The organism is Ruegeria sp. F12, assembly GCF_056533885.1.
Window position 1 is genome coordinate 223,776 of the sequence record NZ_JBQFOV010000004.1, and the last position, 20,532, is coordinate 244,307.

Consider the following 20,532-nt stretch of genomic DNA (forward strand, 5'->3'; position numbering starts at 1 on the left):
CTTCTACATGATTTTGAACGCAGGATCTTCCATCGGCTGCGCGGCTGGCAGCGGTTCGGCGGCGTAGGCCGACGTAATGCCGTGAATCCACTTTTTCGACTTGTCCGTCAGCTTGAACCCCTTGGTCATTGACCGTCCCCGCGTCACCAGAATGCCCAGATCGGCCCCTTCATAGCGGTAGTCGCCGACATTCGAGATGCGCAGAAAGAACGCCTCATTCTCTCCCACTGCGCGGCGGTGATAGTCGAAGCGGTCAAACACCACACGGCCATCTTCGAGCATCTTGTAGATGCCCGATTGCGGGGCCTGCGTGATGCGGTCGACGCTGTCATCGGTATGCTTGATCACCATCTGCGACCAGCTGTCGATCATGTCAGGGTCGGCCCAACGGGCGTTCAGTTCCTCGACATCCAACTCGAAGGGCTTCTTCGAAAATTCCAGCAGGTGGAACAGGAACAGCGGCGCGTCGGCATGGGCAAAAGCCGCATGGTTGGTCATCGAACTGGCCCCAGTGATACGCGGGTTCAGCTCGCCCAGCCATAGCTCATCGGTTTTCTTGTCGATCAGGAAATCCAGTTCGAAATAGCCGCGATAACCGGATTTGCGTAATTCCTCGCCAAACTGGAAGGTAAGCTGCCGCGCCTGTTCGCGCGCCTTGGGTGGGAAGGCAGTCGAGAATATCTCGTTCCCGCACCAACCGCCGCGATAGGGGGTGAGTTCGTTGAAGCCCACGAGCTCGGTCATCAGCGGTCCCACAATAGTGCCTTCGGACGTCGCGCAGGCCTCGATCGCCGCACCGCGACAATCGATCCGCTTCATGATCTTGATCTCGCCCTCGCCTACGATCTCATCCTTGTGTTTGTTGAAATCCGCCTCGGATTTGATGAAGAAAGTGGTGTGGCCGCTGTCGCCAAAGGCCGATTGTAGCACCAGATCATGCCCCAACCCGGCTTTGTCGCAAATTTTCTTCAGGTGATCATAGCTTTTGACCACGCTCAGCGTATTGGGCACCGACGGCACACCCGCCTTGTTGCCGATGCGGACCGTTTCGATCTTGTTGTCGCATTTGGTGCGCAGCTTGGCTTTGGGGAACCAAAGCTGACCACCCAGTTCCTTGACCAGTTTCTCGGTCGTCTCATCGAACATCAGGAACACAAATTTGGGCTTGCCACCGCGCCGCTTGACCAGGTCGATGACCTCTTTGTGCTGTAGCAGATAGTTGTTGATGTCTTCGATCGACTGGAATTCGTCATGCGGCATCTCAGATGGCACGAACACGTTAGGATGCCGCCCGTCAAAGCAATCCATGTAGCAGATATAGGTGAAGTTCATCACCCACTCATCCAACCCCAACAAGTTGAAATTGGTCGCCGACACGAAATAGATCGGGTCCTTGTTGGTGTGGAAATACCGGCGGATTTCCGAAATGTTCTTCAGCACCTTCTTAGGCATATGGTCCTCCCAGTCCCTTATGTTTTCTTGACTGATTTCAAAGCGTCTTCGGTAAAAATGCGCAGGCCCAGATCGGCGCGGAAACCGTGGATCTCCGACACGTCCAGTTCCTGCATGAATTTAAGAATTTCCGGGCTGATCACCTGCCCCGGTACCAGAATAGGAAAGCCGGGCGGGTACGGGATCACGAAGGTGGCCGAGACCATTTCTTCGCCCGCCTCCAGCCGGTCCAGCATGTCATGATCGGGTTCCACGTAGTCACAATTGTCCTCGTCATAGGACAGGAAGAACGCGGTGCGGATATCGCCCGCTTCGGTGCCTTCAACACAGCGGAACGCATCATGGAAGCGGCTGAAGTCGGGCAGTGGCGGGACGTGTTCGCTCAGGTTGCGGACACGCTTGTCGAAGGCGCGCTTTTCCATCTTGGACGCATCGTCCATCAGATCGTCCAGCTCCTTGGCGATCTCGACCAGCACCTCGATCAGATAGGCGACCGAGCTGCGCGTGGTGCCGATATTGGTCATGAACAGCACGGTATTGCGCGAGGTCTTGTTGATCTGGATGCCGTATTTGTCCATCAGGATCTTGGTCTTGAACGTATCACCGTCCCAGCCCGTTGCGCCCACATGCAGGGTAATCCGGGTGGCATCCAGAACAAATTCATCCTTCGCCCAGCAATCCCAAACGTCCGCCCAGCCTTGATCGGGATCGAAATAGCTGGTCATACCGCTTTCGCGGTACTCCTCGGGGATCATGTCGCCTGCAGTGACCAGTTTGAAGTATTTCTTCAGCAGCGGATGCGTCGTGACCGCCCGGCGAATCGCCATGGCGCTTTCGACCTGACGCTGGACGAACTCATAACCTTCGATCTCGACCTGCCTGCGGCCAACATCCAACGAAGCGATGATCTGATAGTTGGGCGAGGTCGAGGTGTGCGTCATGTAGGCTTCGTGAAACGCTTCTTCCACAGCGCCTTTGAACTGTTGGTCGTTGACGTGGATCATCGAGCCCTGCCGCAGCGCGGTCAGCGTCTTGTGTGTGGATTGCGTGGCATAGACACGCACCCGTGCGTCCGGCGGGGCGATCAGACGGGTGTTCAGCAGGGTCTCATCATCCGCGCCCTCCAGCTCGACCTGTTGGGCTGCATAGGCTTCGGAATGGTCTGCAGAGCGGAACTGTTCACGCAGGATATTGGCCGAGCGCATCGCCGTTCGCACGCGCGTGTTGGGTGCGAAACGGGCATAACCGAACCAGGCTTCATCCCACAGGAACACAAGGTCTTTCTTGATCGCCAGACATTCCTGCATCACCCGCTGAACGTTGTAGACGATGCCATCAAAGGTGCAGTTAGTCAGCAGCACCATGCGCACCTGATCCAGCTTGCCCTCGGCTTTCAGGGCCAGCAGCTTGTGCTTGATCTCGCGGATCGGCACCGCACCGTACATCGAGTAGTCGTGCAGAGGGTAGCTGTCCATATAGACTACGCTCGCCCCCGCCAGCACCATGCCGTAATGGTGCGATTTGTGGCAGTCACGGTCGACCAGAACGATATCGCCAGGGCGCACCAGCGCCTGCACCACGATCTTGTTGCAGGTCGAGGTACCGTTGGTAGCAAAGAAGGTCTGTTTTGATCCGAACGCACGGGCGGCGGCCTCTTGCGCTTCCTTGATGGGGCCGCGTGGCTCCAGCAGAGAATCCAGCCCGCCCGATGTGGCCGAGGTTTCGGCCATAAAGATGTTCGACCCGTAGAACGCCCCCATATCCTGAATCCAATGGCTACGGCTGATCGACTTGCCGCGGCTGATCGGCATGGCGTGGAAAACGCCGGTGGGTTGCTTGGAATATTCTTTCAGCGCGGTGAAGAACGGGGTTTTGAACCGCCGCTGCACCCCGCGCAGGATGTTCAGATGCAGTTCCAGAAAATCTTCCTGATTATAGAACACCCGTCGGCACAGGCCCAGATCAAGCCCGGCGATATCCTCGGCCGAACGGTCGGTGATTAGATAGGCATCCAGCTCAGGGCGCAGCATTCCAATCCGGCGACAGGTTTCCGGCCCGTATTCCGAAGGGGACAGCGCATCAAGATCTGCGCCTTCGCCGTACAGGCTGATATAGCGCCCCAACACGTTGGTTTCGTTCTTGGACTTCAGGCTCAGACCCGGACGAACGATCACGGCCTGCACATTCTGGTTGAACAGAACGCCAATCAGCGCATCCTCGACGCTGGGCACCACGACGGTCTCATAAATGAACGGGTCTTCGCTGCGGCGCATCCGTTGCAGGCTGGATTGCAGGAACCGTTCCTGATGTTCGTTGACATTGTCGACGATCATTACCTCGAAATAGGGTCGCCCCAGCGCACGGGCTTCGTGGCTTTGAGCCGCTTCATCCTCGAACTCGTCGCCCTCGGTCTCATCCGCGATCAGAGGGATCGAGCGACGCCGATACGCCCCCGATGTCAGCGCGCGCGAGACCCGGCGCACGGCGGTCGAGAAATCGCCGAAATTGCCATGGTCCAGCAACCTGCGCAAATAGTCAAAGGCCGACGCGCCAGGAAACGCGAAATAAACCTCGATAGGGGCCAGTGCCTGAAGCAGACGGCGCGCCCTGTCCCGATCAGAATCACCGGCGTTTTGATCCAGAGATTCGGCTGTTTCCCGCAGCGCGCTCCACCTGTCCGCCCGCAATTGCGAGGCGCTGTAATAGTCCGAGATGGTGTGGAGCTTTTCGCTGTCGGATAAGCCGTGCATGAGATCAATGTCCTTTCTGCAATTCCCGAAAAGCTGCGCTGGTATCAGTCTGTGCCTGAGCGCCCTTTGTAGAGATAAAGATTATCGGGCTTGGTCGAGGTATCTTCGTTGTATCCCAGCGCTGTTCTGGGGTCGGAAGCGGCAACACCGGCAACATCGCCCTTTTGCGGGATGCGCAGCGGCCCCAGCGTGTGCAAATAGGCATCTGCTCCGCTGGCCCGGTCATAAACCGGGAAATCCGCCTCGCGGTCGCGGAAGCTTTTGAGGACCTGACCCAGACCTTTCAGCCCGACCTCGCGCTGGCGGCGGACCTGGTCCAGATCGATCTCGATGGGGAAGATGTCCTCTTGCCCCGCCGACTGGTGAAGCACCGTGGCCGAGGGATCAACCACCAGCGACCGCCCCACTCCACCAGCGGCCAGACCGTTCACGTCGAACACGTAACACTGGAACTGCGCCGCGGTGGCCTTTGCAATCGACAATTCGGCCTCACGGTCAGTGGTGCCGGTCAGCACCGGATGCAACAGAACCTCGACCCCCTGGCTGGTCAGGTGGCGAGTGGTTTCGGGGAACCAGATGTCATAGCAGATCGACAGGCCGAACCGACCCACATCCGGGACGTCAAAAATGCAGAATTCCGTGCCGGATGAAATGCTCTGTTCGTAGGGTTTGAACGGGAACATCTTCGAGTATTTCGAAACGATCTCACCCTCGGGGTTGATCACCACCGAGGTGTTGAAAATCCGCCCGTCCTCGCGCTTTTCGAACATCGAGCCGGGGATCAGCCAAATTCCATAGCGACGCGCAGCGTCCTGAAAACGCGACAGATCGTCATTGGGAAAAGGCTGGGCAAACCGGTCGAGCGGACCATAGGGGGCCAACTCGCTGAACAGCGCCATCTGGGTCCAGGGAAACCGCGCCATCATGATGTCGATCCGGTGCAGCATCGCATCTACATTCGACTGCAACGCGCCCACATGCATCTGAATTCCGGTTATCGCAAAAGGGGTCATCTTGTTTGTCTCTTCTTCTTGCCGATTGCGACCGCCGAGGTGGTCCGGCGTTCTTCATCGGAACATGAAAGCACGGATTGGTGCAAGCCCACGATCCGCAAGGGGGTGATTTAGTCGGCCTCCTCCTCGCCGGGGGATTCCACAAAGTCGATATCGTTGCGCACCCAAAAGAACCGGAACCCGCAACTACGCAGCCATTTCTCCAACCGGTCCAGACTGGACCATTCCCGCCGCAGACCGCGCGTGGATTCCACCAGCGCCCACTGACCGTCGACCAAAAAATAGACCGTCCAGGTGTTGGGATGCGCCGAGTGGTTGGCAAAGCCGCCGCTAACCACCTCGCGCGCAGTGCGCACGGCGACAGGATAGTCTCCGATCCGGTTCTCAGCGGCAAGGATGGCCAAGTCGTTCTGGCGGATCGTGAAAGTGGGAAAGGGAACGTCGTTCATGATTGGCCTGTTAATGAACACACCCATTCCGGCACCCCACGATCCGTCTGTAGATCAGCATATGACGGATCACGCGGCCACGGTCTGGTTTGCCGGCTCAGTGGTCTCGACCACAGCTTCAGCATCCTGATCCTGAATGGCGCGGAACAGGGCCCTGCGGCGCTCGCTGATATCTTCAGACTTCAGATTTTCGATCCGCGTCGCCAGTGTCCAGATATGGCCAAACGGGTCGGCAACCGTGGCGCAACGTTCGCCCCAATAGGTGTCGACTGCCTCGGCCATCAGGGTTGCGCCGTTTTCCAAAGCGGCCTCCAGCGCGGCATCCGCGTCTTCGACATACATGTGGTGGCCCACCGGGGTAACGGTGCCCGCAACTGTCGGAACATGTGCGCCCCAACCCGCAGTGACGAACAGCATCGAGTTGCCGATCTTGATGGCGGCAAAGCCGGGGGCCTCATCCGCATCAAAGGCCTGAATCTTGGCGTCAAAGGCTTTTTCGTAAAAGGCCAGCGCCGCAGGCACGTCCGCAACAGCCAGCGATGCCGTACAGGTGCGATAGCCGCGCGGTAGAGTGGCAGGCTTCTTTTTCATATCTCAAATCTCCGAATTGGGCGGGGGAGCGCCCGATGAGACATGCGGGAAAATCCCGCAGTATGAATCATACTGTGGATCAACTGGTCACTCATTGCAACACTATGGTTCATAGTGCGGATACATCCGCGATGACGGTCAGAAAGTCGGCGGGGTACAGGCGCTGACGATCCGGCATTTTTCCGGTCCAACCTGACGGAACCGGTGCGGGGTGCGGCTGTCGAAATAATAAGCGTCCCCCGGCCCCAGCACCTTGCGTTGATCGCCCACCGTAACCTCGACCCGGCCCGAGACCACCACGCCGCCCTCTTCGGCCTCGTGGCCATACATTACACGGCCGGTATCCGCGCCCAGATCATAGGTTTCCTGCAAGATCATCATCGCGCGCCCGTGCAAGTTCGATCCCACCTGCCGCAGCGACAGCCCGCCCTTGCCGATCTCGGTCAGGTCTTCTGCAGCATAGAACACGGTCTGCTCGGCCTCGATCTCGAACGAGAAAAAGTCGGACATGCCGATCGGAATACCCTGCAAAATCCGCCGCAACGCTCCGACCGAGGGGTTCATCTTGCCCGACTCGATCAGCGAGATGGTCGAGTTCGGCACATCCGACTTTTTGGCCAACGCCCGCTGCGACAGACCCGCGCGTTCACGCAGGGCGCGCAGGCGCAATCCAAGGGTCAGATCATCCTGATTGGCGTTCTTCATGTTCACTATCCGCATCACTTGAGGGGTGCAGGGACCGTAAATCAAGGGCTTATGGTTGGCAAGAAACAGGCTTTCGCTCAAACCTGTGGCTACTACAGTCACGCGATCAGATTTACGGGCGCGCGCCCGACAACCCGAAAGGACGCAATATGCTGAATGCTCAGATTGCTGAACGCCGCAACACATCGATCGCGCAAGGCGTGGGAATGCAGACGCAGGTCTATGTGGACCGCGCTGCGAACTCCGAGGTGTGGGACGTCGAAGGCAAGCGTTACATCGATTTCGCCGCAGGCATAGCCGTTGTGAATACCGGGCATTGCCACCCCAAGGTGATGGAGGCGGTCACGACGCAGGCCGCGAACTTTACTCATACCTGCCATCAGGTTCTGCCTTACGAAAACTACATCCGTCTGGCCGAGCGTCTGAACGAAAAGGTGCCGGGTGATTTCACCAAGAAGACCGTCTTTGTGACCACCGGTGCCGAAGCGGTGGAGAACGCCGTCAAAATCGCCCGTGCAGCCACCGGCCGCCCCGCCGTGATCGCCTTTGGTGGCGGCTTCCATGGCCGCACCTTCATGGGCATGTCGCTGACCGGCAAGGTGCAGCCCTACAAGGCCGGCTTCGGCGCGATGATGCCCGACACCTATCACGTCCCTTTCCCGGTTGAGCTGCACGGCACCTCGACAGAGGATTCGCTGGGCGCGCTGACCAAACTGTTCAAGGCCGATCTGGACCCGGGCCGCGTTGCTGCCATCATCATCGAGCCGGTTCAGGGTGAAGGTGGCTTTTACCCCGCCCCGGCCGAACTGATGCGCGGCTTGCGCGCCCTGTGCGACGAACACGGCATCGTTATGGTCGCAGACGAAGTGCAGACGGGTTTTGCCCGCACCGGCAATTTGTTCGCGATGGAAGCCTATGACGTGGCCGCCGACATCACCACCATGGCCAAAGGTCTGGCGGGCGGTCTGCCGTTGGCCGCGGTCACGGGTCGCGCCGACCTGATGGATGCGGCGCAACCCGGCGGTCTGGGCGGCACCTATGGCGGCAATCCGCTGGGCATCGCCGCCGCCCATGCGGTGATGGACGTGATCGAAGAAGAGGACCTGTGCGCCCGCGCAAACGAGCTGGGCTCGCGTCTGAAACAACGTCTGGAATCGATCCGCGCCCGTACACCCGAGATCGTCGACATTCGTGGCCCCGGTTTCATGATCGCGACCGAGTTCAACACCACCGACGGTAGCGCACCAAACCCCGAGATGGCCAACGCCGTGCGGGCCGAGGCGCTTAAGCGCGGATTGATCCTGCTGACATGTGGCGTATATGGGAACGTAATCCGCTTCCTCGCACCGCTGACGGTGCAGGATGAGATCTTCGCCGAGGCGATGGATATCCTCGAAGCCTCGGTCGACGCTGCCAAAGGAGCCTGAACATGCTGGATACCAAAGTGACCAAGCTGGAGCTGAAAGATCCCAGCCTTCTGGAAACCCGCGCCTATATCAACGGCACATGGGTTGAGGGTGAAGCGACCTTTCCCGTTTACAACCCTGCCACCGGCGATCTGATCGCCAATGTGACCGATGTCAGCATCGAAGGCACCGCGCAGACCGTGGACGCCGCCTATGCGGCAAAGAAAGAATGGGCCGCGCAAACCGGCAAGGAGCGCGCCGCAATCCTGCGCAAATGGTTCGATCTGATGGTGGAAAACGCCGACGATCTAGCCACGATCCTGACCGCCGAGATGGGCAAACCCTGGGCCGAAGCGCGGGGCGAGATCCTGTACGGGGCGTCTTTCATCGAGTGGTTCTCGGAAGAGGCCAAGCGGGTCTACGGCGACGTCATCCCCGGCCATCAGCGTGACAAACGCATTGTCGTTCTGAAACAGCCTGTGGGCGTGGTCGGTTCGATCACCCCGTGGAACTTTCCCAACGCCATGATTGCCCGCAAGGTTGGTCCGGCACTGGCTGTAGGTTGTACCTTTGTGGCCCGTCCGGCAACGCTGACGCCTCTGTCTGCGCTGGCGATGGCTGTTCTGGGCGAACGTGCGGGCATCCCGGCAGGTGTGTTCAACGTCATCCCCGGCACTGACAGCTCGGGCGTGGGCAATGAGATGTGCACCAATGACAAGGTGGCCAAGATCACCTTCACCGGGTCGACCCGTGTTGGCCAGATCCTGATGCGGCAGGCGGCAGGCACGATCAAAAAGATGAGCCTCGAACTGGGTGGCAACGCGCCGTTCATCGTGTTCGACGACGCCGACGTGGACGCTGCCGTGGATGGTGCAATGATCGCCAAATTCCGCAACAACGGCCAAACCTGCGTCTGCGCCAACCGCATCTATGTGCAGGCGGGCGTCTATGACGAATTCGCCGCCAAGCTGGCCGAGAAGACCAAAGCCCTGAACGTGGGCGACGGTTTCGGTGACGGTGTCACCACCGGCCCGCTGATCAATGACGCGGCCGTCGCCAAGGTCGAGGAACATATCTCGGACGCGGTGTCCAAGGGTGCAACGGTCACGCTGGGCGGCAAACGCTCGGACCTTGGCGGCACGTTCTTTGAACCCACCGTTCTGACCGGTGTGACCCGCGACATGGTGGTCGCAAAGGATGAAACCTTCGGCCCTGTCGCGCCCCTGTTCAAGTTCGAGGACGAGGACGACGTCGTCTCCATGGCCAACGACAGCGAATTCGGTCTGGCCTCGTATTTCTACAGCCGTGATCTGGCGCGCGTCTGGCGCGTGGCCGAAGGGCTGGAATCGGGCATGGTAGGCATCAATACCGGTCTGATCTCGACCGAGGTCGCGCCCTTCGGCGGTGTCAAACAATCCGGTCTGGGCCGCGAAGGCTCGAAATACGGGACCGAGGATTTCCTCGAGATCAAATACCTCTGCATGGGCGAGATTTCCTGACCTTATCGGGCAGGATCTGACCCCGCGGCACCAAAGAAAAGACCGGGCTTCAACGCAAGCCCGGTCTTTTCTTTCCAATTCTGGCGGCTTCAGAACCCTACCGGATCACCGCCTCACTCTTTAGTACGAAAGGCCAAAGATCCTCAGTATCCCTTGCGCACAGAGCGATCCGCCGACAGCGAATTTTGACTCTGTTCAACCAGCATTTCGATTGCATCTGCCAGATGTTCCCGGTTGATGTGATGATCCCCGCGCGCGACGCGAAGTTTATGCGCTTTTAGCAGTACATCAGCATGGCGACAGCCTTCGGGCGGTTCGAACCTATAGCTTGCAATTTCAAGACGGAGCCCCAGCGGATCGCGGAAATAGATCGAATCCATGAAGCCCCGATCGACGGGACCCGTGTTATCAACGCCCCGCGCATCCAAACGCGCTGACACTTGCCAGAATGTGGCTTGGCTGACGTTGAACGCGAGATGATGCAAAGACCCGATGGCCTCTGGTACAGGGGTCGCATCCGGTTTCCGGTCTTCATTGGTAAAAATTGTGATGAGGCGCCCATCGCCGGGGTCAAAATACAGATGCCCCTCGTTAGGGTTGTCGAGGTTCGGCTGATCAAAAATGAACGGCATTCCCAGAACCCCTTCCCAGAAATCAATCGACGTCTGTCGGTCCGCTCCGTTGATCGTGATGTGGTGCACGCCCTGCGTTTGAATTTTCTTAATCTGATTGGACTTTGACATTTTGCGACTCCGGGGTTTGTTCACTCAGGCCTGACCTGTCGGGTTTGATTTCTGCGGCATCACAGGTGCGGGCCCAAGGTTTCTAAGCTTTGCCAGTGCGACAATTTTGCGCCCCACATTGGTTTTCAAAAACGTTTCAGCCGGGCCCTTTCACGTGTTGGTGACAGAATACTGCATTTCCCTTTTGCACGGCTCATTTGGTCAACCGGTCTTCTGCGAAAAGCTTAGGGTCAATGATCGCGACAATGTCGCTGCCGCTGTCCTGCAATCCAAGCCTTTCACACAAATAGGCAGACGCAACATTGCCGGGCGCAATGCCCGTCTTGAACCCGGTGGCGCCAAGCTGATCATGAGAGTGTATCAGAGCCATTGCACCCAAGATTGTCGCAATCCCCTCGCCCATACGCTGGGGTTTGGTCGAAAGCTGACCCCATTGCGCGCGACGATGCAACGGGCTGCTGGGTGGATGACACAGAACCGAGCCCGCGGTTGCAACCGGTGCACCCGACCTGTCAACGGCGACCATGGCAAACCCGGGCCGGGACACTCCACGCATAACCGGTCCGATCGGAGGCAAAACTCCGTGGCTCAATGCAACTTCGGCAAAAGCTTCCAGCCATTCCGGCGGAGAGTCGCGATCAATCACGCGCACGGTCAAATCTTCGGGCAGCGTCCGCGTCTCGACAACGTGGCGCGCGATGTCAACGCAATTCAGTCCTCCCAGATAGCAGGCTATCGTATCTGTTTTGAAACCCTGGCTTTTAATTTTTGCCAGCGTTTTCGCAACCTCAGGGCGTGGTATGCTCTCTATCGCGGTCACACCAAGGATCCGGGCCATTGCATAGGCATCATCCAATGCCTCGCTATACTCATTGGAAACCTGAATACCCCGCCCATGGCTACAGAACCGAGGGTCGTCCCCCAGCAGATGCAAAAGATGCTCGCCCGTGGTGGACATTTGTCGCTGGGCTTCACTACCAAACACTTCCATCGGTTTTCCTTCAGGGCACCCCATGACAGTGAACCGATGATCATTTGATCAGGGGTGCGCCGTCAAGACGCTCGACCGTATTCTACCCGCCATGTCTCGGACTTGAGATTTCCCTCAGAAAACTTGCGCTTGCTTCGTCGGATGGAAAGAACAGTTCGATCTTCAAGTCATCCAGAGTGACATCCGTCACGGTGCTGAATTGCGCAACAGTCCCAAACATCGACACCCGTTGCTCCCCAAAACGATAGATCGCCGGAACCGTTGGACCGGGAACCATATCCCTGTGGATGCTTGCATAGGGCGCAAGCGCCTTGGCCGCAGCGTCCAATTCGGGCAACCCGCCAGCATTCGCGCTTTCCGAGCGCAAACGCAGCATTGTATGATGCGCAACCTCGGGCCAGTTTTCTACCAGCTCGGCCATGACCGGGCTTGTAACAAGCGCCAACAGGCTTTGCCCGGTTTCGATCCCAAGCGGTGTAAACAGAAGCTCGGCCGCTTTGTTCAATCTGACGATCCTCCAAACCCGATCCAGCACAATCCCCGGGTAGGGGTCATGCTGTTTCAGTGTCCATTCAACAGCATCGCGGATCGGGGCCATGGCGGCGTCGTCAAAGGGAGTTTTGGCAAAACGGGCGGCGAAACCTTCTGCCTGCAGCATCTGGTTTCTGGCGTCGACAGGTACATCCATAACGTCCGAAAGATGAAGGATCATATCTGGGCTGGGCCGGGACCGACCGGTTTCGAGAAAGGATATATGTCGCGCACTGACATTGGCTTCGGTCGCCAGGTCAAGCTGGCTCATCCGCCGAAGCTTCCGCCATTCTTTCAGCAAACTGGAATACGGGGTCATGGTGCCACCTTAGTGACCCTGCAGGTAGAAATCACTTACCTCTGACGTAATTGATCTCGACCCGCCCCGACCGCATGAAGGACACCATCGAAAGGAGGGCGTCATGACCCCACAACACATCGCGATGCGACGGTCCGGCACGGCATTGGTCGCCACCGGAGTTCTATTTACATTGACCGCACTGCCTGCCTTGCACAGTCTGGCGCATATCTTTCTGACAGTGGCGTATTGGCCGATCCACTCGGTTGCAGCCGAAATCACGGTCCCAGCGCCATTGTTGCTTGCAATTGTTGGCGGTCTGACGGCCGGGCTAGGCGCGATGCAATGGGCGTTGGGAACCTACGTTGTGCCGATATCCCCTGCCGCCGCAGCCAAAGTGGCACAGATCACCGCATGGGTCTGGTTTTGCACCGACAGCACTGGCTCGGTCATCGTCGGAGCGCCCTTAAACGTTGCCCTCAACATTTCCTTCCTGCTGTTGATCCTCTGGTCCAGCCGACCGCAACCAGATGAAAGTCCTTGAGGATCTGACGTTTTCGATCACCCAGCGATGGGTTCAATCTCGAATTGTCGAGGCCCGCTGCAAGCAACGGGCACGACGTCAGGGTTTTCAAAATCCATATCGACGGACACACAAATACAAATTCACCAGAGTTAAGTTGGAAATAGCCGGGTGGGATACAAAAAGTACTGGGTCAGCACAAAGGTGCCCTGCAACGTGCCTGCAAAATCTCACTCGATGAAACTGATGACGGATTTCAGCAAGCGCCGGATGATCGTTTATTAAAAGCGATAGAACTCCAGGGGTGCTGAGTTGCAAAATCACGTTGAGAAACCTGTTTCCAGCTTGAAAAGGTCAGAGCCCGTTGGGGCTCTGACCCATACCAGCGGCGTTACATGTCACTATCCGAGAACGGACGCGGATAGTTGTTGATCTGCTCGGGCGTGAAGGGCAAATTCTCGACCTCGACTGGCGCGGTATAAAGCTGCCGCGTCTCGAGCCGTTCGTTTGCGATACCCGTCAGGGCAGGCCCCGGAGTTGGATCGGGACGGTTCGGATATTGGTCCATCCACAACTCGTGCCGAGCGCGTTGGCGATTGAACATCGACTTGATGTGGAACTGCTCGATCATCTCGCCGGTTTTCTCGCGCGGGTCGGTATAGAGATCATAGAACTCGTTCTTCGACAGGCCGGGAGTTGCGTTTTTCCAATCCCGCTTGAACCGGCCCTTGACGCCAGCCGACAGATTGGGGCCCTGATAGATCATGACATAGTCGCGGCGGCTGAAGCCGTCTCCGTTCAGCAACAGCGAGGTCTGATCGACACCGTCGATCACCCGGTCGGTTGGGATGGCATCCATCGCACCTCCAAGGCGCGCGAAGGTGGTGAAAAGGTCGCTGACATGCAAGATGTCCCCCACGATCTGATCGGGCTCAATCACACCCGGCCACTTCGCGATTGCCGGAACCCGCACACCGCCTTCGGTAAAGTCACCCTTACCGCCTGTATACAGCGTCTCGACCATGCCACGCGGCCCGTAGTGAATGAATGGACCATTGTCGGCCATCACGATCACCAGCGTGTTTTCAGCGATGCCCTTGGCCTCGAGATAGTCAAACAACTCTCCCACGAATTGATCGATTGCAACCAGACCTTCTTGCGCAAGGTTCTTGTTGGCCGTGTCTTTCTGCGTCTTGCGCGGATCAGGAAAAAATGCCGCCAGGATCGGGTGATAAGCGATGAAAAAAGGCTTTTGCTCCTCGACACTCTTGTCGATGAACGCCAGTGTCCGGCGCTGCGCTTCTGTTTCGATATCCCAATAGTTCTCGATATTGGGCGGCGGGCCCCATTCCAGCGTCTCGCCGCCTTTGGTTCCCTCAAGCGTCCAGACCTGACCCAACGGCTGCCAGGAGTTGTCGATGTCATATTTGTCTTCACCATAGAAGTCCGGATAGAGGCCGGTGATCACGTTGCCGACCTCGGCCTGCGGTATCCACATCGACGGAACCTGATTGTAGGGGGTAAACAAGGCCTCGTCATAACCCTGGTTGTGGGCGTATGAGAACTCGGTATCCCCCAGGTGCCACTTGCCGTAAAACGCGGTGTTGTACCCGGCACCCGAGAGGACCTCGGCAATGGTCACCTCCTCAGCATCCATGCCTGAATATTCAACGGGGAAGGACACTGTGTGCATCCCGCTGCGCACGGCGTAGCGACCGGTCTGAAATGCTGCCCGCGTGGGGGTGCAAGCGGGTTCGGTATACATGCGCATGAAGTTGATCCCTTCATCCGCCATCTGGTTCATATTGGGGGTCTCGAACCCACGCACGGCCTGAATTTCGGGGATGCCAACCTCGCCCACGGCGGTGTCGTCCCACATGATGTGGATGATGTTGGGTTTGGTGCCGTGTTCAGCCGCAAGCGCATCGAGTTTTTCCTGAAGCGCGGCATCTTCGGTCGCCCACCGCTCGCCGTGCTGAGCATGAAGGATGTAATGTTCGGCGTCGTGGATGATGGGCTGAGCCGCCACATCCGACGAAAGCACAGCTGCCGCTGCGCCACAGATTGCCAGACTAAATTTCATTTCAATTTCCCTTTCCTCTATGCTGTTTCCAATAAGTTGATCGGATCCGCGCGGCTGGCGTTCAGCCCCCAAGATTGCGTTCAAGTACGGTTTCGATTTCGCGGACCAGCCCCTGCAGGCTTTCAAGCAGAAGGTCGCGTTCGGCCTGTGTTCCCGGATGCGAGCTGGGACGGCATCGGATCAGAGCGTTCAGGTCACCGGCCAGCAGCTCGTAGTCGCGGCAGATTTCGGCGAAAACTACGTTGGATTGCCGAAGCTGCGTGATAAGCACCTGCCGGTCCGGCAGGTACAATTCGACCGTCGAAGGGTATAGTTCCGATCTGTCAATATGCAGAGCCATGCATGGCAGCATGAGCGCGGTTGAAAGGACCCGATAGGGGTTATACGGTGAAATACGACGTGAAGCCGTGACTTCATACCGGTTTAGAAACTTGTTTTTGTTGACTTAAGCGACTCTGAGATGAGCGGCGCATCGAATATGGAAAAGCGTGACGAGCCTTTGGCCGAAGCCCAGATCCGAGAGGCGTTGGCCAGAGTTCTCAACAGCCCGCAGTTGTCAGCCTCGGCGCGGTTGCAGGACTTTCTGACTTACGTTGTCGACGAAAGCCTGCACGGTCGGGGGCAAGCCATTGTCGGCAAAATTATCGCGCAGGATGTTTATGGGCGCGACCCCACCAAGGGCAGCGACAACGTTGTTCGGGTTGATGCGCGTAGGTTGCGACGGGCGCTCGCGGAATATTATGGCGCGGATGGTGCGGATGACCCAGTGCATATCCATATCGACAAAGGCCACTATACGCCGCGGTTCGAAGCACGGTCGCAGGCAGATCGGCCAGGACCACAACATGCGCGTGCTCAGGGAAGACGAATGTCAGCGCTCTGGCCCATTCTGATGGTCGGCGCGATCGTCAGTTTGGCAGTTGTATTCTGGATGTCTTTTAAGGAAACGCCGCAACCCTCAGAAACAGAAAACGCAAGCAATGCTGCGCAGGAACGGCTGGCTCTGGCGGCAAAATCAATGGCAACATTGCAGGCTGCCAACATGTCGCAAAAGGCCAGCGAACTTTTGTTTCCCATAGCGGATACAGATCATCAGAATTCGGCCACGCAAATGTTCAAAGAGGCCATCCGCATCGATCCCGAGTATTCAGGCGGCTATGCAGGTGCTGCGCACAGCCTGTCAACTCTGGCTATTCTGTCCCCGGAAGAAACCCGGCGGCAGGCGATGCTTCGCGAAGCGTCGCAGATGTCACAAAAGGCGGTCGATCTTGACCCGACGAATGGTTGGTCAATCTCGTCTCAAGCATGGCTGGCTTTTGCTTCGGGCGATTTGGAAACCGCAAAAGAATTAGCGGATCGGGCTTTCAAACTCAGCGACATGGATGCGCGGGTTTTGGATTTCAGCGCGGTGATCTTTTTACTGACAGGTGATTTTAAATCCGCTCAGATGATTTCTGACCCGGAACAGCCACGCAGAGCTGCGGGATTGAATCACGCACATCAAAACATTTTTGGCGTCGCGAGTTTCCATTTGGGCAACTACGAAGCCGCTATCTCCGCCTTTGATACGGCCATTGCTTCCGGAGGTCCCGTCAGTGAGTTGACACTGCTTTTCAAAGCCGCCTCCTATCAAGCTGATGGTCAGACAGATATGGCAAAAGTGCTTCTTTCAGAACTGGCACAGATTTGGCCCGATTTTCATCCTTCTGTCGCGCTGAACAGGCTATACATCAATCCCGATCACGCGAGCGCTGTGCTGTCGCAATTGAAAGCCGCGGGTTGGCAAGAAAACCCGAATGTGCCGAAACACTCGGACGCCAATTGACGGGCACGACGGCCCGTTCTGCTTTGCTTGCGACGTCTCCCTGTTAGTGAAACACGGTTTCACCAGCGTCGTCGCGGATGGTCGTTCCCTTGGTACCGGCCACGATCCCAGCCAGATCAGCCAGGGCGCCGATGGCGGCGGATTTGCCGGTCAAGCGGGCGAACTGAACCGCGGCATCCACCTTGGGACCCATTGAGCCTGCGGCGAAATCATAGGCGTCGATCGCATCAGGTGTTGCCGTCTTGATGCCACGTTGATCATCTGTGCCCCAGTCCAAATAGACGCTGTCCGCATCGGTGGCTGAAATGAACAGGTCCGCCCCCACTTCGCGAGCCAGCAGTTCCGAGGCCAGATCCTTGTCGATCACCGCTTCGATCCCCTCCAGCGTACCCGCGTCGTTATAGACGGTGGGGATTCCGCCGCCACCGGCGCAGATCACCACGGTCTGTTTCTCCAACAACCATTTGATCGGCCGGATCTGGAAAATCCGCTTGGGCAGGGGTGAGGCGACCACCCGCCGCCATTTGTCGCCATCGGCACGGATGTCCCAACCCTTGTCAGAGGCCAGCCGTTCGGCCTCGGCCTTTTCATAAACAGGCCCGATGAACTTGGTCGGGTTGTCAAAGGCGGGGTCCTTGGCGTCGACCTCGATCATGGTCAGCAGCGTGGCCAGAGGGGTTTCCTGCGGCAGGCGGTTGCCCAGCTCCTGTTCGACCATATAGCCGATCATGCCTTCGGTCTCGGCCCCCAACACGTCCAGCGGGTAGGCTTCGTCCGGTTTGTAAGCATTGCCTTGCAGCGCCAGCAGGCCGACCTGTGGGCCATTGCCATGGGTCACGATCAGCTCGTTGCCTTCGGCGATGGTGGCCAGCGCCTCGGCGGCGATGGCGGTGTTTTCGCGCTGGTTCTCCGCGGTCAAGGCCTGACCGCGGCGCAGCAGCGCATTGCCTCCAAGGGCGACGACAATGCGCATGACTCAGCTCCCTAATGTGGCGACCAGAACCGCCTTGATGGTGTGCATCCGGTTTTCCGCCTGCTCGAACTGGATCCCGGCGGGGCTTTCGAACACCTCTTCGGTCACTTCCATTTCGGTGATGCCGAATTTCTGATGGATGTCCTCGCCCACCTTGGTTTCCGTGTTGTGGAAAGCGGGCAGGCAATGCATGAACTTGACGTTGGGGTTGTTTGCCGCCGCCATCAGATCGCTGTTGACCTGATAAGGTGTCAGCTCCTTGATCCGGCTTTCCCAGACCTCGGCCGCCTCACCCATCGAGACCCAGACATCGGTGTGGATAAAGTCCACGCCGTCCACCGCCTCTTTCGGATCGTCGGTGATGGTCAGCTTGGCGCCATAGCGCGCGGCGGCCTCTTCGGCAGGACCTCGGAATTCGTCCGAGGGCCACAGCTCTTTCGGGGCGCCGATGCGCACGTCCATACCCATCATGCAGCCCGCGATCATCAGCGAATGACCCATGTTCGAGCGCCCGTCACCAACATAGGCATATTTGATGTCATGCAAGGGTTTTTCGCCATATTCCTGCATGGTCAAAAGGTCGGCCAGCATCTGGGTCGGGTGGAACTCATCCGTCAGGCCGTTATAGACGGGCACACCCGCATAGTCGGACAGCGTTTCGGCCAGATTCTGACCGAAGCCACGGTATTCGATCCCGTCGAACATCCGGCCCAGCACGCGGGCGGTGTCTTTCATGCTTTCCTTATGCCCGATCTGCGACCCCGAGGGCCCAAGATAGGTGACGCCCGCGCCCTGATCCATCGCCGCTACTTCAAAGGCACACATGGTCCGGGTCGAGGTCTTTTCAAAGATCAGGCAGATATTCTTGCCCTTCAGGTGCTGAATCTCGGATCCGGCGTATTTCGCACGTTTCAGGTCGCGTGACAGGTCCAAAAGATAGCGCAGTTCGCGCTGGTTGAAGTCGAGCAGTTTGAGGAAGCTGCGGCCCTTGAGGTTAAATGCCATCGTCTTCGTCTCCTTTTCGTCATCAGTCTCAATAATCTACGGGGTCGCGCCAGATCGGGCAGGTCATGCAATGCCCTCCGCCACGTCCACGGCCCAGTTCGGACCCGGAAATGGTGATCACCTCGACACCCGCCTTACGCAGCAGCGTGTTGGTATAGGTGTTGCGGTCATAGGCCACGACCACGCCGGGCTCTAGCGCGACCACGTTGTTGCCATCGTCCCATTGCTCGCGTTCCTGATTGAACGCATCACCACCGGTCTGCACGATGTTTAGCGATTTGATGCCAAGGCACTCTGCCGCGACATCAAACAGGTGTTTGTCCTCACGCCGGAACTCGATCGAGCCCTCTTTGTTGCCCGGATGCAGGCTGATACACTGGATCTCGTTACAGACATCCACAAAAGCGGTCGCGGTTTCGCGGTCGCAATGGCTAAACACCGTATCCAGATGCATGGCCGCCCGGCTGCGTGGCATCTGGCAGGCCACAACCCGTTCCGCCGCACCCTTGGCGAACAGCGCGCGTGCCACCTGACCCACCGCCTGCGGGCTGGTGCGTTCGCCCATACCGATCAACACGCTGCCATTGCCCCAGGGCATGACATCGCCGCCCTCGACCGTGGCCGCGCCATGATCTTCGTCGGGGTCGCCCCACCAGATTTCGAAATCCCCGTTCTTGAAATCAGGATGGAACTTGTAAATCGCGGTGACCAGCAGCGTTTCAGGCCGCCGCGCGGGCCAATACATCGGGTTCACCGTCACACCGCCGTAGATCCAGCAGCTGTTGTCGCGGGTAAACTGCGTGTTGGGGATTGGGGGGATCACAAATCCCAAAGGGCCAAGGTAGCTGCCGAACATGCCCGAGGGCTTGAAGGGCATATCCTCGACCGCGATGCCGCCGATCAGGTACCTGGCCAGTTCTTTGGCTGGCATTTCATCAAGCCATCCGCGCAACTCAGTCAGCATGCCGACGCCAACCTGATTTTCCGTGATCCGCCGTTCCAGCACCCAGTTGCGGGCATCTTTGTCCTTGAGTGTCGTCTCTAGCAAAGCGTGGAATTCCAGCACTTCGACCCCGCGCTCTTCCATTTTCATGCGGAAATCAGCGTGATCGGCACGGGCTTTGTGCACCCATAGAACGTCATCATACAAAAGCTCGGCTGCGTTGCCCGGGGTCAGGCGGGAATGGGCAAGGCCCGGTTCGCACACCATCACCTTGCGAAGTTTGCCAATCTCGGAATGGGCTCCAAATCCAGTCATGATGTCTCCTTCGGTGTTGCTTTGCCGGACTGCAAGCGCAGCCAGACATGGATGGGCAGACCTGCCAAAAGCAGCAGAACGCCCCAGAAAACCACATCCTCACCCGCGCCGTAGATCGCCCAGAGCGCGTAGGCAAAGCCCAACGTGGCAAGGATAAGGATGTTGGGTGACAGCCGGATGTGGTCGCCCCGACGCGCACGGATCATGATCTCGGCCAGGGCGCATAGCAGATAGGGGATCAGGGTCGACAGCGTGGCCAGCAGGATGATGAATTCGAACTGCTCGGCCAGCGACCGTGTGTAATTCATGGCAATGAGGGCACTGGCCAGAAGACTGGACACGATCAACCCAAAGGCCGGTGTACCTGAGCGGGACAGGCGCGCGAAATAGGCCGGGAACAACCCGTCGCGGGCCGCGCCTAGGGGCACCAGTCAGAA

The 20,532-nt window shown here is 58.1% G+C and carries 20 protein-coding genes; 4 read left to right on the forward strand and 16 right to left on the reverse strand.

What is annotated here, in order from left to right:
• Nucleotides 1-3: 3 nt before the first annotated feature.
• The 6 genes from ACR0CA_RS07705 to ACR0CA_RS07730 all read right to left on the reverse strand — a co-directional run bounded on the left by ACR0CA_RS07705 (nucleotide 4) and on the right by ACR0CA_RS07730 (nucleotide 6,960).
• The gene (locus tag ACR0CA_RS07705; RefSeq protein WP_170785722.1) at nucleotides 4-1,452 is read right to left on the reverse strand and encodes a biotin carboxylase; all 1,449 of its coding nucleotides are present in this window, start codon (nucleotides 1,450-1,452) and stop codon (nucleotides 4-6) included.
• 17 nt (nucleotides 1,453-1,469) lie between these two features.
• Nucleotides 1,470-4,202: an aminotransferase class I/II-fold pyridoxal phosphate-dependent enzyme gene (locus ACR0CA_RS07710; RefSeq protein WP_170785719.1), complete on the reverse strand. Its 2,733-nt coding sequence runs from the start codon at nucleotides 4,200-4,202 to the stop codon at nucleotides 1,470-1,472.
• 44 nt (nucleotides 4,203-4,246) lie between these two features.
• Nucleotides 4,247-5,215 carry a carbon-nitrogen hydrolase family protein gene (locus ACR0CA_RS07715; protein ID WP_170773267.1) on the reverse strand — a complete coding sequence of 323 codons (969 nt, stop codon included), beginning with the start codon at nucleotides 5,213-5,215 and terminating at the stop codon, nucleotides 4,247-4,249.
• A 110-nt stretch (nucleotides 5,216-5,325) separates the two neighbouring features.
• Entirely contained in the window at nucleotides 5,326-5,664 is a 339-nt protein-coding gene (locus ACR0CA_RS07720; protein WP_170789907.1) for a hypothetical protein, read from the reverse strand.
• 69 nt (nucleotides 5,665-5,733) lie between these two features.
• Nucleotides 5,734-6,255, reverse strand: a complete 522-nt coding sequence (locus tag ACR0CA_RS07725; protein ID WP_480898107.1) for a VOC family protein — start codon at nucleotides 6,253-6,255, stop codon at nucleotides 5,734-5,736.
• A gap of 138 nt (nucleotides 6,256-6,393) precedes the next feature.
• A complete protein-coding gene (locus ACR0CA_RS07730; protein ID WP_480503670.1) occupies nucleotides 6,394-6,960 on the reverse strand; it encodes a cupin domain-containing protein in 567 nt (188 codons plus the stop codon).
• 149 nt (nucleotides 6,961-7,109) lie between these two features.
• Between ACR0CA_RS07730 and ACR0CA_RS07735 the strand changes: the two genes are divergently transcribed.
• On the forward strand, nucleotides 7,110-8,387 hold the full coding sequence (locus ACR0CA_RS07735; RefSeq protein WP_480898110.1) for a 4-aminobutyrate--2-oxoglutarate transaminase: 1,278 nt from the start codon (nucleotides 7,110-7,112) through the stop codon (nucleotides 8,385-8,387).
• A 2-nt stretch (nucleotides 8,388-8,389) separates the two neighbouring features.
• On the forward strand, nucleotides 8,390-9,865 hold the full coding sequence (locus ACR0CA_RS07740) for an NAD-dependent succinate-semialdehyde dehydrogenase (RefSeq protein WP_480898111.1): 1,476 nt from the start codon (nucleotides 8,390-8,392) through the stop codon (nucleotides 9,863-9,865).
• Between the two features lie 143 nt (nucleotides 9,866-10,008).
• Here the strand turns inward: ACR0CA_RS07740 and ACR0CA_RS07745 are convergent, their stop codons facing one another.
• From ACR0CA_RS07745 to ACR0CA_RS07755, 3 genes are all read right to left on the reverse strand, one after another.
• The gene (locus tag ACR0CA_RS07745) at nucleotides 10,009-10,590 is read right to left on the reverse strand and encodes a VOC family protein (RefSeq protein WP_480898269.1); all 582 of its coding nucleotides are present in this window, start codon (nucleotides 10,588-10,590) and stop codon (nucleotides 10,009-10,011) included.
• Between the two features lie 211 nt (nucleotides 10,591-10,801).
• Nucleotides 10,802-11,599, reverse strand: coding sequence for a hypothetical protein (locus tag ACR0CA_RS07750; protein ID WP_480898114.1), 798 nt, complete (start codon nucleotides 11,597-11,599; stop codon nucleotides 10,802-10,804).
• An 82-nt stretch (nucleotides 11,600-11,681) separates the two neighbouring features.
• Nucleotides 11,682-12,449, reverse strand: coding sequence for a helix-turn-helix domain-containing protein (locus tag ACR0CA_RS07755; protein ID WP_480876945.1), 768 nt, complete (start codon nucleotides 12,447-12,449; stop codon nucleotides 11,682-11,684).
• Nucleotides 12,450-12,552: 103 nt separating this feature from the next.
• Between ACR0CA_RS07755 and ACR0CA_RS07760 the strand changes: the two genes are divergently transcribed.
• Complete coding sequence (locus tag ACR0CA_RS07760) at nucleotides 12,553-12,972, forward strand: hypothetical protein (protein WP_480898116.1); 420 nt, start codon at nucleotides 12,553-12,555, stop codon at nucleotides 12,970-12,972.
• Nucleotides 12,973-13,342: 370 nt separating this feature from the next.
• Here the strand turns inward: ACR0CA_RS07760 and ACR0CA_RS07765 are convergent, their stop codons facing one another.
• From ACR0CA_RS07765 to ACR0CA_RS07775, 3 genes are all read right to left on the reverse strand, one after another.
• Nucleotides 13,343-15,034, reverse strand: coding sequence for a sulfatase-like hydrolase/transferase (locus ACR0CA_RS07765; RefSeq protein ID WP_480898118.1), 1,692 nt, complete (start codon nucleotides 15,032-15,034; stop codon nucleotides 13,343-13,345).
• A gap of 61 nt (nucleotides 15,035-15,095) precedes the next feature.
• Nucleotides 15,096-15,374, reverse strand: coding sequence for a hypothetical protein (locus tag ACR0CA_RS07770; protein ID WP_170789900.1), 279 nt, complete (start codon nucleotides 15,372-15,374; stop codon nucleotides 15,096-15,098).
• A 216-nt stretch (nucleotides 15,375-15,590) separates the two neighbouring features.
• Nucleotides 15,591-15,881 carry a hypothetical protein gene (locus ACR0CA_RS07775; protein ID WP_170773247.1) on the reverse strand — a complete coding sequence of 97 codons (291 nt, stop codon included), beginning with the start codon at nucleotides 15,879-15,881 and terminating at the stop codon, nucleotides 15,591-15,593.
• A 21-nt stretch (nucleotides 15,882-15,902) separates the two neighbouring features.
• Between ACR0CA_RS07775 and ACR0CA_RS07780 the strand changes: the two genes are divergently transcribed.
• Nucleotides 15,903-16,859, forward strand: a complete 957-nt coding sequence (locus tag ACR0CA_RS07780) for a tetratricopeptide repeat protein (RefSeq protein ID WP_480898120.1) — start codon at nucleotides 15,903-15,905, stop codon at nucleotides 16,857-16,859.
• A 43-nt stretch (nucleotides 16,860-16,902) separates the two neighbouring features.
• Here ACR0CA_RS07780 and arcC read toward each other — a convergent pair whose 3' ends face one another.
• From arcC to ACR0CA_RS07800, 4 genes are read right to left on the reverse strand one after another with little or no spacing between them, the layout of a single operon-like run.
• Nucleotides 16,903-17,832 (reverse strand): carbamate kinase, encoded by a 930-nt coding sequence (arcC, locus tag ACR0CA_RS07785; protein WP_480503663.1) that lies wholly within the window; start codon nucleotides 17,830-17,832, stop codon nucleotides 16,903-16,905.
• Nucleotides 17,833-17,835: 3 nt separating this feature from the next.
• Nucleotides 17,836-18,837, reverse strand: coding sequence for an ornithine carbamoyltransferase (gene argF / locus ACR0CA_RS07790; protein WP_170785704.1), 1,002 nt, complete (start codon nucleotides 18,835-18,837; stop codon nucleotides 17,836-17,838).
• Nucleotides 18,838-18,865: 28 nt separating this feature from the next.
• Nucleotides 18,866-20,095 (reverse strand): arginine deiminase, encoded by a 1,230-nt coding sequence (locus ACR0CA_RS07795; protein ID WP_170789896.1) that lies wholly within the window; start codon nucleotides 20,093-20,095, stop codon nucleotides 18,866-18,868.
• On the reverse strand, nucleotides 20,092-20,523 hold the full coding sequence (locus ACR0CA_RS07800) for a hypothetical protein (protein ID WP_480898123.1): 432 nt from the start codon (nucleotides 20,521-20,523) through the stop codon (nucleotides 20,092-20,094). Before ACR0CA_RS07800 ends, ACR0CA_RS07795 begins: the two co-directional genes overlap by 4 nt.
• Nucleotides 20,524-20,532: the final 9 nt, after the last annotated feature.

Bases quoted from the DNA above. Each gene is read 5' to 3' on its own strand.
- ACR0CA_RS07705 (WP_170785722.1), bottom strand. From the start codon at position 1,452: ATGCCTAAGAAGGTGCTGAAGAACATTTCGGAAATCCGCCGGTATTTC.
- ACR0CA_RS07710 (WP_170785719.1), bottom strand. From the start codon at position 4,202: ATGCACGGCTTATCCGACAGCGAAAAGCTCCACACCATCTCGGACTAT.
- ACR0CA_RS07715 (WP_170773267.1), bottom strand. From the start codon at position 5,215: ATGACCCCTTTTGCGATAACCGGAATTCAGATGCATGTGGGCGCGTTG.
- ACR0CA_RS07720 (WP_170789907.1), bottom strand. From the start codon at position 5,664: ATGAACGACGTTCCCTTTCCCACTTTCACGATCCGCCAGAACGACTTG.
- ACR0CA_RS07725 (WP_480898107.1), bottom strand. From the start codon at position 6,255: ATGAAAAAGAAGCCTGCCACTCTACCGCGCGGCTATCGCACCTGTACG.
- ACR0CA_RS07730 (WP_480503670.1), bottom strand. From the start codon at position 6,960: ATGAAGAACGCCAATCAGGATGATCTGACCCTTGGATTGCGCCTGCGC.
- ACR0CA_RS07735 (WP_480898110.1), top strand. From the start codon at position 7,110: ATGCTGAATGCTCAGATTGCTGAACGCCGCAACACATCGATCGCGCAA.
- ACR0CA_RS07740 (WP_480898111.1), top strand. From the start codon at position 8,390: ATGCTGGATACCAAAGTGACCAAGCTGGAGCTGAAAGATCCCAGCCTT.
- ACR0CA_RS07750 (WP_480898114.1), bottom strand. From the start codon at position 11,599: ATGGAAGTGTTTGGTAGTGAAGCCCAGCGACAAATGTCCACCACGGGC.
- ACR0CA_RS07755 (WP_480876945.1), bottom strand. From the start codon at position 12,449: ATGACCCCGTATTCCAGTTTGCTGAAAGAATGGCGGAAGCTTCGGCGG.
- ACR0CA_RS07760 (WP_480898116.1), top strand. From the start codon at position 12,553: ATGACCCCACAACACATCGCGATGCGACGGTCCGGCACGGCATTGGTC.
- ACR0CA_RS07765 (WP_480898118.1), bottom strand. From the start codon at position 15,034: ATGAAATTTAGTCTGGCAATCTGTGGCGCAGCGGCAGCTGTGCTTTCG.
- ACR0CA_RS07770 (WP_170789900.1), bottom strand. From the start codon at position 15,374: ATGGCTCTGCATATTGACAGATCGGAACTATACCCTTCGACGGTCGAA.
- ACR0CA_RS07775 (WP_170773247.1), bottom strand. From the start codon at position 15,881: ATGTTGTGGTCCTGGCCGATCTGCCTGCGACCGTGCTTCGAACCGCGG.
- ACR0CA_RS07780 (WP_480898120.1), top strand. From the start codon at position 15,903: ATGTCAGCGCTCTGGCCCATTCTGATGGTCGGCGCGATCGTCAGTTTG.
- arcC (WP_480503663.1), bottom strand. From the start codon at position 17,832: ATGCGCATTGTCGTCGCCCTTGGAGGCAATGCGCTGCTGCGCCGCGGT.
- argF (WP_170785704.1), bottom strand. From the start codon at position 18,837: ATGGCATTTAACCTCAAGGGCCGCAGCTTCCTCAAACTGCTCGACTTC.
- ACR0CA_RS07795 (WP_170789896.1), bottom strand. From the start codon at position 20,095: ATGACTGGATTTGGAGCCCATTCCGAGATTGGCAAACTTCGCAAGGTG.